General features: G+C 44.7%; 10 protein-coding genes. 3 read left to right on the plus strand and 7 right to left on the minus strand.

What is annotated here, in order from left to right:
* Positions 1–11 precede the first annotated feature (11 nt).
* The 6 genes from Q0I54_RS09020 to Q0I54_RS09045 all read right to left on the minus strand — a co-directional run bounded on the left by Q0I54_RS09020 (position 12) and on the right by Q0I54_RS09045 (position 5585).
* The gene (locus Q0I54_RS09020) at positions 12–1997 is read right to left on the minus strand and encodes a carbohydrate-binding domain-containing protein (RefSeq protein WP_296118118.1); all 1986 of its coding nucleotides are present in this window, start codon (positions 1995–1997) and stop codon (positions 12–14) included.
* Positions 1998–2087: 90 nt separating this feature from the next.
* Positions 2088–2780 carry a DUF4956 domain-containing protein gene (locus tag Q0I54_RS09025; protein ID WP_296118119.1) on the minus strand — a complete coding sequence of 231 codons (693 nt, stop codon included), beginning with the start codon at positions 2778–2780 and terminating at the stop codon, positions 2088–2090.
* Between the two features lie 25 nt (positions 2781–2805).
* Entirely contained in the window at positions 2806–3531 is a 726-nt protein-coding gene (locus tag Q0I54_RS09030) for a polyphosphate polymerase domain-containing protein (RefSeq protein WP_296118121.1), read from the minus strand.
* Between the two features lie 213 nt (positions 3532–3744).
* Complete coding sequence (locus tag Q0I54_RS09035) at positions 3745–3918, minus strand: hypothetical protein (protein WP_296118124.1); 174 nt, start codon at positions 3916–3918, stop codon at positions 3745–3747.
* A gap of 36 nt (positions 3919–3954) precedes the next feature.
* The gene (locus tag Q0I54_RS09040; protein WP_296118125.1) at positions 3955–4407 is read right to left on the minus strand and encodes a phosphotyrosine protein phosphatase; all 453 of its coding nucleotides are present in this window, start codon (positions 4405–4407) and stop codon (positions 3955–3957) included.
* Positions 4408–4502: 95 nt separating this feature from the next.
* Positions 4503–5585, minus strand: coding sequence for an L-threonylcarbamoyladenylate synthase (locus tag Q0I54_RS09045; RefSeq protein ID WP_367270815.1), 1083 nt, complete (start codon positions 5583–5585; stop codon positions 4503–4505).
* Between the two features lie 95 nt (positions 5586–5680).
* Between Q0I54_RS09045 and Q0I54_RS09050 the strand changes: the two genes are divergently transcribed.
* Genes Q0I54_RS09050 through Q0I54_RS09060 form a run of 3 tightly spaced genes read left to right on the plus strand, consistent with a single transcriptional unit; the run spans position 5681 to position 9268 of the window.
* A complete protein-coding gene (locus tag Q0I54_RS09050) occupies positions 5681–6730 on the plus strand; it encodes an aldose epimerase family protein (RefSeq protein WP_296118127.1) in 1050 nt (349 codons plus the stop codon).
* A 13-nt stretch (positions 6731–6743) separates the two neighbouring features.
* Positions 6744–8681: a BMP family ABC transporter substrate-binding protein gene (locus Q0I54_RS09055; protein ID WP_296118129.1), complete on the plus strand. Its 1938-nt coding sequence runs from the start codon at positions 6744–6746 to the stop codon at positions 8679–8681.
* Positions 8678–9268, plus strand: coding sequence for a metallophosphoesterase family protein (locus Q0I54_RS09060; protein WP_296118131.1), 591 nt, complete (start codon positions 8678–8680; stop codon positions 9266–9268). Before Q0I54_RS09055 ends, Q0I54_RS09060 begins: the two co-directional genes overlap by 4 nt.
* A gap of 196 nt (positions 9269–9464) precedes the next feature.
* On the opposite strand, the gene Q0I54_RS09065 is transcribed toward Q0I54_RS09060, so the two are convergent.
* Positions 9465–10094, minus strand: a complete 630-nt coding sequence (locus Q0I54_RS09065; RefSeq protein ID WP_296118134.1) for an N-acetylmuramoyl-L-alanine amidase — start codon at positions 10092–10094, stop codon at positions 9465–9467.
* Between the last annotated feature and the right edge of the window lie 246 nt (positions 10095–10340).

The following is a 10340-nucleotide window of genomic DNA, read 5'->3' on the forward strand; positions in this document are numbered from 1 at the left end:
TCCGTTTGTGGTCAAGATCCCGACTGTCCGCTGCTATTGTTTTGACCCGGTCCGCCCTGACCTGGCTGTCCTCCAGGGCCTCCGTTTCCATTTCCGCCCGGACCGCCCTGTCCCGGATCAGTTCCATCCCCCGGCTGTCCCGATGGTGCATTACTATCTGATTGTCCGTTCTGGTCTGGCATCTGTCCATTCTGCATTTCTCCCGGCTGTCCGCCCTGACTCTGTCCGTTACTGTATACCAGGCTTGACAGGGTTACTTCTGTCGCTGTTTCACCTGTATTTAATGTATACGTTGCTCCTTCTTCCAAATCTGCACAGCTGATGATTACGGAATTGTACTCTCTGGAAGGTGTAAAGCTGATCAGTTCCTTTCCATCCGCATCTGTCAGCGTGATCTCGCCACTCTGGGTATCATCCAGATTGATCAGCATGGATCCCTGACTGGAATCATCCCCGAAATTCTGTGCCATGCCGCTCATGCCTGCTGCCACAACCGTTCCTCCGGTGATCGTTGCCGTTCCGTTATAATCCATTGCACCATTTCCATCATTTGCCGGTCCTGTCACAAAAATTGTTCCTCCACTGACCGTCAGATCCCCGTTACTGTCAATACCATCACCAGTTGCATCAATGGTTATCTGTCCGCCGGAAATATTGATATAGGCATCTTCAGCCGCGGAAAATGGATCTCCGCCACCCGGCCCGTTACTGTTGCTGCTGTCATTTCCACCGGCTGCGTTCAGTCCGTCATCGCTGGCTGTAATATCGATCACACCACCGGAAATATCTATTGTCTGTCCCTCCAGTCCTTCGTAGCACTGACTGATGGTGATGGTTCCATCAGAAATATCTGTTGTGCTGTCTGCGTGAATACCGTCATCTCCGGTACTTAAATCAAATGTTCCTGCATTAATGTAAACATCTCCGTTGGAGTGAATACTGTCATCAGCAGAATCAATGTGGTACGTTCCACCGTTGATCTGAAGTGCAGAAGTTGCCTTAATACCTTTCGTACTTGTATCCGAGTCAGACTCTGTCGTTTCCCCGTTATCTTGCATATTGCCAGGTCCCTTATCACCCATCGAATTTTTGCTCTGTACGTTGGCACTTCCACCACCGGCTGTAATCTCATAAGTACCATCATCCAGCTGAACCACATAAGAAGCTGAAATTCCATCGCCATCGGCATTCAGCGTAAAACTTCCGTTTGCCACATATACAAAACCTTTATTTTCATCATCCGCATTTTCGCTGTGGATCGCATCTCCACCGGAAGTAATGTCAAAGGTTCCGTCTGCAATGCGGACACTGTCTTTACCGGAAAGTCCCTGTTTTTCTGCAGAAATAGTATAAGTTCCTCCTGTCACCACCAGATCGTCCTTGCATACAATACCATGTGCTGCGGATGTCACATTTAACGTTCCTGTTCCGTTGATAGTCAGGTCACCTTTTGCAAAAATTGCGCCATCAATATTGCTGTCATCTTCTGTGGTAGTTCCATTGGAAACAACCGTATTTTCACTGCCATCTGCCAGCGTCAAAAATACCTTATCTGCCTGTCTGACATACACTGCTGCGCCGCTCTCATTTGTAATGGATACATTGTCAAATACAAGCTGCACTTTTTCGGAATCTTCCACATCAATCACAATACTTCCATTGCTCAAAGTACCGCTGATGAGATATGTTCCTTCACTTGTAATCGTCACCGTCTGCCCGTCAATGGTCACTGCATCACTGTCACAGCTGCTGTTTTCATTATCCAGCGTGATCGCTGTGCATTCGGATTCATCATAGAACGCATCCAGATCCCGTTTCGTAAACATGTCACTTGTATCCAGTAAACTTATCTTTCCCTGCGTACTATCCGCAGAATCTCCACTTTCCGCCTCTGCACTGGATTGTGTATTTGATGTATTGGTACCGCAGCCAGCCATAATACCGGAAAGAGCCATCGTGCCGATCAGCATTGCAATCATGATTCTTCGTTTTTTCATTTTTTCCTCCCGCGCTTATGCGCACACTCTATTTTCTGATTACACCTGATTTCTTCGTAAAACGTTCACTTCATTTATCAGATATTATTTCTATAGTAACTGGTTACCGACTTCCTGATTGGTCATCATAATTTCCAGATTTCCATTGCGGCAGCGCAGTTCATCAATAAACTCTTTTTCCTTTGCAGGATCTTTTAACTTCACTTCATAGGTCAGCTTGAACAGGCTTCCCATGTTGGTTGTTTTTACCTTTACAAGGTTATTTTTCTCTGTGTACTGTTCCATCAGATCATCAAACACCTGTGTGTAATCCAGATCTTCCGGGATGGTAATGATCAGCTGTTTTTCACTGATCTGGCGTCTGTCCCAAAGGTTTATATGTACGTAAGCCACCATGATCAGTGACAATACCAAGGTAAAAACGGCTGCATAACCAAGATATCCCATTCCTGTGATCAGTCCGGTTCCCATTGCGATAAAAATGGCTCCGATGTCTTTGGCACTTCCCGGAACGCTTCGAAAACGAACCAGGCTGAATGCTCCTGCCACAGCCACACCTGCACCGACATTTCCGTTTACCATCATGATGACCACGCATACTACAGCAGGTAAAATGGCAAGTGTCCGGACGAAACTTCCGTTATGCCGCGTTTTATAACTGTAGGCGCATGCGAGGACGATGCCGAGCACCAGTGACACCCCGATGCATAATAAAAACTGACTCACCGGAATCACCGATGTGGTTGAGCTGTCAAAAATTCCCTGAAAAAATGTGTTTATCATATCTGTTTTTCTCCTTTACTATCTCCTAACAATGCATACTGATTCGTCTGTTTTGTCCCGCCTCCATCAATAAGGTTTTATAGGCGGTTCCGTACTTCGAAAATGAAGTGCGGTAAATGTGATGTTCTGTCAAAAAGTGATTAAGCCAAAGCGGCATTGCATGCCCGATCTTGATCTCCGTCAGCACCTGCCCCGGCTGTAAAAGTTCTCTGCCGTAAACCGGACTGCTTAAATTCAGATCTTCGGTTCGCCATAATATATGCTGGTCGAAAGTGATGCGGAGTTCATGATCGTCTTTGCCGTAAAAAGCTTCCCTTTCATAGGAAAGATACATCGCCGGCTGGATTTCCTGATACAGGCTCAATGCGTAATCCAGTTCCGAGCATATCTGACTGTGGGGGATTACATCTGCCCGCTGACACAGATACTGCATCGCATCCTCGTAGCTTGCGCTGATTCTGCGTTTGTACACAACCTTTTTGTATTTTTTCTTTGACTCGATAAAGGCGTTTGTTTCCGGGGTTGCCTGACCATAAGTCCGAAGACGAATTTTTTCTTTGTAAACGTGATTTTCTATGGAACGCCGGATCAGCAGATACTGTGGTGTGTCAAAATACAGGTTGCAAATGGTGCTTCTGCCAAAAGCATCTGCGATCATGTACTGCTTCATAACTTCCTTTAACTCAGATTGCTGTTCTAAAGTCAACATGTATTTATATTCATATCGTTTGAAAATTTTTTGTGCTTCCATTTGGTTTTGCCCTCCTTTTACAGAGAGTTTACAAAGAGAACCTTAATTGAACTTTAAAACGCTTAAAGTTTTTAAATTAGTTTCTTTTATGGCTAAACGGAAGGTTATAAAAAGAGAGCAGGCTATTTTGTTCCGGCGGCTAACAATCGCCTGCCAGAAAAAAATAGCCTGCTCTCTTTAATTTACGTTTTATAACACATTCAATCGTATTAACTACATCATACGATTTTCAAAATCTTGCAATTCATCTGAGTACCTTTTACTGGTCTCAATAACTTTTGGTTTATACTTTTCTTTTTTAGATTTCTCTAGCAGAAATGCAATTACACCAATAGCCGCAATGCATAAACCGATTAAAATTACAATGGTAAAATCATTTTCTCCCACTACTCTCTCTTTTCTGTATTTGCATTATGCTAACTTTTAACTGTATTTTTCGTTTAATATTTCCGCCAGTTTATGTATCGAATTTGACAATGTCTCATAACAGATTCCGTAAGTTACCAGTTCTGCTCCATATGGATCCAGAATCTCCAGTTCATCTCCGGTCAGATCTGTCAGTACTTCTACATTCTGTGCGCCTTCCATCTCCAGTACTTTTTCCTTTGATGCCTGATCAAAGGTCAGAATCAGCGTCGTTTCCCCAAAATCCGTTGATTCCAGCTGGCTGGAAGTATAATTTTCCAGTGTAATACCGTTGCTGATCATGACCGCTTCCGCCTTCTGGTTCAGTGGCTCCGGAAAAAGCACCACAAAGCCTCTCGCCAGTATCTCCACCGGGAAGTTTAATACTTCCCGCTGCAGAATGGCTGCAGCCATGGGTTCCCGGCAAATTGCACGTTTCCCCGCAAAGATTATCTTCTCTATTTTTTCCAAATTTTCACCTCATTATTAATTTGAGCAAATACTCGTAGCTAATGTATACTACTCATTTTAATCACTAGCTGTTACACAGCTTTATCAGAAGCCTGTCAGACTTCGATCACTTGATGTCCTGCTGCCTTTAGCAGACGGTTCATAATTGCATGCCCGATACGCGGTGTAGCAAAACTCTCGGAAAAGATCACATCCACATCCCGCTCATCAAAATCGCGCAAAATCGCATACAGATGCTGGGCAATGCTATCTTCGTTCTGACGGCTTCCGGTACTTTCAATCACATCTCCAAAATAGCGGGCACGAGTCTCATCGGTGCAAATGATACCGACTTTCTCTCCTTTTTGATGATGCTCCCGGGTCAATTCATTGATGCGCTGTACAACGGCATCTGCCTCACCGGATACGATGGTCAGATTTGCCTTCGGCGCATAGTGTCTGTACTTCATGCCCGGTGCTTTCGGGTGTACATTTGGATCTGCACTGGTAAATCCAGGATCGTCCCGCACTTCCCCGATTACTTCTGAAAGCATATCTTTTGTAATATAACCCGGGCGCAGGATCATCGGAATCTCTTCACTCAGATCAATAATAGTCGATTCAATGCCGATTCCCACAGCGCCGCCATCCAGGATCATTGGGATCTTACCTTTCAGATCCTCATACACATGCTCGGCAAGTGTCGGGCTTGGTCTGCCTGAAGTATTTGCACTCGGTGCTGCGATATAACCACAGCTTTCACGGATCAATGCCAGTGCCGTCGGGTGCGATGGCATACGAACAGCCACGGTATCCAGACCGCCGGTTGTCTCATAAGGAACCGCATCACTCTTGCGAAAGATCATCGTTAATGGCCCTGGCCAGAATGCATCTGCCAGTGCCTTTGCCTGCGGCGGAATGTCCGCAGTGATTTTATCCAGCGCCTCAAAATCAGCAATGTGTACGATCAGTGGATTGTCAGACGGACGCCCTTTTGCTGCATAAATTCGTTTCGCCCCTTCCGGCAGTAACGCGTCTGCTCCCAGTCCATAAACTGTCTCTGTCGGAAAGCCAACCAGTCCGCCTTCACAGATAATTTCGGCAGCTTCCCGTATAATACTCATATCCGGATGCATGGCATCCACTTTTTTTACCTGTGTAATAATTGTCTTTTTTTCATCTAAAATATTTGTATTCATGCAAAACAGTATACCACAAAAGATTTTACTTGTCAGCACCTGTCACCTGCGAGTATACTATAGTATATTTATGAAGAAAGAATGAGGGTTTTGAAATGAATATTACAAAAAGTTCTTTTGGAATCACCACTGACGGCGAAGAAGCATTTTTATATCGACTGGAAAATGCATCCGGCGCATATATCACTGTTACAAGCTTTGGTTGCCGTATTGTAAGCATCTGTGTGCCGGACAAAAATGGCGAATTACGAGACGTATGCCTTGGCTATGACACCCTTGCAGAATATGAAAAAGATACCGCAAGCTTCGGTGCCGTTGTCGGCCGCCATGCAAATCGTATCGAAAAAGGTACCTTCACACTGAATGATAAAACTTATCATCTGGCCATCAACAACGGTCCAAACCACCTGCACGGCGGTATCCGCGGATTCCACTACTATAATTGGGATTCTGAGCAGATTGGAAATTCCGTTCGTTTCACACGTATTTCCCCAGATGGAGAAGAAGGCTATCCTGGTACACTGACCATGAGTGTGACTTACTGCTGGAGTGAAGATAATGAGCTTTCCATCACTTATGATGCATCCAGCGATCAGGATACAGTATTCAACACAACAAACCATTCCTATTTCAATTTGAACGGCGAAGCTTCCGGTTCCGTGCTGGAGCACATTTTGATGATCAACGCTGATCAGTACACCGAGACAGACGAAAATGATCTGACCACAGGTGTGATCTCTGACGTGGAAGGTACACCGTTTGACTTCCGCAAACCGAAGCCAATTGGACAGGATATTTTTGCAGAACATCCACAGCTGAAATATTCCAAAACCTATGACCATAACTTTGTATTAAACGGAAGCGGATTGAAAGAAGCTGCAACGTTATATGCAGAAGAATCCGGTATCCGCCTGACCTGCTTTACCGATCAGCCTGGCATGCAGCTTTATGTACCGGCTCAATCACCTGCTGCACATGGAAAAAATGGTATTTCTTATCCAGCCTACGGAAGCGCATGCCTGGAGACACAGCATTTTCCAAATGCAACCAGCCATCCAAACTTTCCATCCGTTATTTTAAAAGCCGGTGAAACTTTTAAATCTAAAACCGTATTTCATTTTTCTGTAACATCACCGAAACGATAAGGAGTGATTTTTTATGTCGATGGAACAGTATCGTGCCGCCCAAAAAGCTGGCAAAAAAGAATTACAGACACTGGCTGCACAGAAACTTCCCACTGAGATGCCTGCTTTGGATGCCATTCTGGAGCATACAGACATCAGCGGTGAGATTCCTCTTGGACTGGTAGACATTCCTACGGAACTGATTGTCGGCACAAAAACAATTGGGCGCACATCTTCTTTTGCGCCTAATTTTATGCCTATTCTCGGCGAAAATACTGAATTTGCCGCAAAATGGGCTGCTTTGTGCGACGCACATCTCCGGGAAGGAATCCGTGATCCGATCGTCGCCTACGAATACATGAATCACTATTATGTACAGGAAGGTAACAAACGTGTCAGCGTACTGAAATTTTTTGATGCCATCAGTGTACCAGGTTACGTCACCCGCATCATCCCGGCCAGAGAAGATACCAAAGAAAGCCGTCTTTATTACGAATTTCTGGAATTTTACAACGCTACCAGCATTAATTATCTGTTTTTCAGCAAAGAGGGCTCCTATCTGCATCTCGCCTATCATCTCGGGCACCGTCGTTATGAGCGCTGGAGCATGGATGACCGGATCATTTTCCGCTCCTGCTACAATCGCTTTGCAGACGCCTTTAAGGAACTCGGTGGGGATCATCTGCATATGACGGTCGGAGACGCCATGCTGATTTATCTGGATTTGTTCGACTACAATCAGTTAAAAGATGAAACACCTTCTGAGATCAAGGAAAACCTGAAAAAAATGTGGGCGGAATTTGAGCTAAAAAATGCGCAGGAGACACCTTCGGTAAAATTTGATCCGTCGCCGGTGCAGAAAAAAAATATTCTGACCAAGCTTCTAAGCCCTTCTGAAGAGGAAACAATTACACGCATTGCATTTATTAACCGCAAGACACCAGAGACCTCCAGCTGGACTTACGCGCACGAACTTGGCAGACTGTATCTGAAAGATGCTTTCCACGGTACCGTACAGACCAAAGCCTATGATGACATTTCCGGAACAGACAATGCCATTACTGCCATTGAGCAGGCTATTGCAGACGGATACGAAATGATTTTTACCACATCACCGGAATTTTTGAGTGCCAGCCTGCGAGCTGCTGTCAATCATCCGGAAGTAAAAATTTTAAACTGTTCACTGAATTCTTCCCACAAATACATCCGCACTTATTACGGCCGCATGTATGAGGCGAAATTTCTGATCGGTGTGCTGGCCGGCATCATGACAGACACCAACAAAATTGGTTATATCGCAGATTATCCGATCTATGGTATGACCGCCAATATCAATGCATTTGCCCTTGGTGTTAAAATGGTAAATCCAAAGGCAAAAATTTATCTGGAATGGTCCACCTTAAAAGAAAACGAGCATGTCGACCTTACCGCAAAACTTTATTCCATGGGAGCTACTTATATTTCCCATCAGGATATGATCATTCCCCGGAAGATCACCCGCCAGTTCGGTCTGTTCCGTGTCAATGGAGAGACACCTGTGAACCTTGCTTTTCCAGCATGGAACTGGGGTAAATATTACGAAAGAATTATTCGAAATGTCCAGAACGGCATCTGGAATACAGAAGAAAAATCAGATGCAAACAAAGCGTTGCATTACTGGTGGGGCATGTCCTCCGATGTAATTGACGTTGTCTGGTCTTCAGCAATTCCAGATGAAACACGACATCTGCTGGATACCTTGAGCAACGCCATACGCAATTATGAGTTCAATCCTTTTGACGGAATTTTGCATTCCCAGCAGGGAACAGTATCCAAAGATGCCACCCACAGCCTTAGTCCACACGAAATTATTTCTATTGACTGGCTGGCAGACAACATCATCGGACGCATTCCAACCGCAGATGAACTCCGGGAAGATGCACAGAACGTTGTTCGACAGGAAGGTATCCGCAAGGAGGAACCAACACTATGAGAATCATGGCAATCTCCGATACAGAATCAACTGCATTGTGGGATCATTATAACAGCAACAAGATCACAAACACAGACCTGATCCTCTCCTGTGGAGATTTAAATCCGCAGTATCTGTCTTTTCTCGTCAGCTGTACGAATCTGCCGCTGCTTTACGTACACGGCAACCATGACGAGAAATATGACCAGACACCGCCGGAAGGCTGCATCTGTATCGATGACAAAATCTATGTACACGAAGGCATCCGCATCCTTGGATTAGGCGGATGCATGCCGTACAAGCCCGGCAAATATATGTATACAGAAAAAGAAATGAAGCGGCGCCTGTTACATATCAAACATCAGTTGATTTTCTATCATGGTTTCGATATTTTGCTGACCCATGCACCGGCACAGGGTCTTGGAGATGGCGATGATCATGCCCACCAGGGATATGAGACATTCGTAAAACTCTTGGATAAATACCAGCCAAAATATATGGTGCATGGGCATATGCATCTGCAGTACAGTGCTTCTCTCAAGCGTACCATACAGTACAACAATACGCAGATTATCAATGCATATGAAAAACATACCTGGGATTATTAGGTCTTGTTTGTCTGTGTAAGGAACAAAATGGAAAAACTCCAATGCAGGCACGATGGAGTTTTTCCATCTTTGTTCCATTTACACGACGGCGCTGTGTGCCATCTTTATTCCTTAAACGGCAAACAAGGTTGTAAAGCGGACATTCGTAATTCGCTTTCGCTATTTGCTCATGAACGTACTTGAAGTGAGGGAATGCTTATTCTGCGTTCAAATATTCACAGATGCCTTTTTGTAACGCCTCTACCAGTTTTTCCTGATATGCTGCACTTATCAGACGGCTTTCTTCCTCCGGATTTGATAAAAATCCGCATTCCACGATCACCGTCGGCGCTGTTGTATTTTTCAATATATAATAACTGGTATTTTCTTTCGCCACCCGATGATTCTCCGGATCTGCATTTTCGATCAGGCTTTTTTGCAATATTTCCGCAAGTTTCTTTCCCTCTTCTGATTCGGAATAATAAAATACCTGTGCTCCTTTTGCAGAACTGTCAATATAACTGTTCTGGTGGATACTGACCACCATATCCGGCTGTTCGGAATCCATTTTTGCCACGCGGTTTTTCATATCTGACGTTTTTTCATTTGATGCATTTGCATCTGCCAGATTTCGATCATCAGTTCTCGTCATAACAACTCGAATATTTTGTTTCTCCAGACTCTTTTTCAGTTTCAGGGCGATGGCCAGATTAACTTCTTTTTCTTTTGTTCCGGCGACACCGATCTTGCCCGGATCGTTTCCACCATGTCCACTGTCGACGCAGATGCAATACTCTGCTTTCTTCACGCTGCGGTTCATGACATTGTATTGCGTTGCTCGCGGCATTCGTATAGCAGCAATTATCAGGCAAAATACCAGCATGAAAATACTAATTCTTTTTTTCACCAAAATACCCGAACACATATAATCTCACTTATAATGTATTCAAACACTCTCCTGGTATGACTTTCAAGTCGAACGCACGTGAGACTTGGTGCGTGATTCTGGTCAGCGTAAGCTGACATATTCTTCTCAGAATCACTGCACATCCTCGCGGAGCGTTTATCTCAGTCGGAGATTGTACTCCCACTG

It is taken from the genome of uncultured Eubacterium sp. (assembly GCF_934295145.1).
In the GTDB taxonomy this organism is placed as follows: domain Bacteria; phylum Bacillota; class Clostridia; order Lachnospirales; family Lachnospiraceae; genus Eubacterium_I.